This is a genomic window from Flavobacterium polysaccharolyticum (assembly GCF_038739875.1).
Lineage (GTDB): Bacteria > Bacteroidota > Bacteroidia > Flavobacteriales > Flavobacteriaceae > Flavobacterium > Flavobacterium polysaccharolyticum.
This window is the reverse complement of record NZ_JBCGDP010000067.1, coordinates 1-679: the sequence shown is the minus strand read 5'-3', so window position 1 is coordinate 679 and position 679 is coordinate 1. Positions and strand designations below refer to the sequence as shown.

Sequence of the window (679 nt, the reverse complement as noted above, 5' to 3'; positions counted from 1 at the left end):
TTGGGAGTTGTTACAGCTAGTACTACAGCGGTTCTTCCTATTACATCTTCTACAACAGTAGTTTGGACGTATTCAGATGGAACCAACAGCACGACACAAAATCAAAGTATTGTAATAGCGGATACTACAGCCCCTGTTGCAGATGCTGCTACACTTCCTACGATTACCGCACAATGTAGTGTTACGAGTCTTACTCCACCAACGGCTACCGACAATTGCTTGGGAGTTGTTACAGCTAGTACTACAGCGGTTCTTCCTATTACTTCCTCTACAACAGTAGTTTGGACGTATTCAGATGGAACCAACAGCACGACACAAAATCAAAGTATTGTAATAGCGGATACTATAGCCCCTGTTGCAGATGCTGCTACACTTCCTACGATTACTGCACAATGTAGTGTTACGAGTCTTACTCCACCAACGGCTACCGACAATTGTTTGGGAGTTGTTACAGCTAGTACTACAGCCGTTCTTCCTATTACATCTTCTACAACAGTAGTTTGGACGTATTCAGATGGAACCAACAGCACGACACAAAATCAAAGTATTGTAATAGCGGATACTACAGCCCCTGTTGCAGATGCTGCTACACTTCCTACGATTACCGCACAATGTAGTGTTACGAGTCTTACTCCACCAACGGCTACCGACAATTGTTTGGGAGTTGTTACAGCTAGTA

Annotated in this window: 1 pseudogene; it reads left to right on the top strand. The window is 43.7% G+C overall.

The window, feature by feature from the left end:
• Positions 1-679: pseudogene (locus tag WFZ86_RS20115) on the top strand (hypothetical protein); the annotation flags it as partial.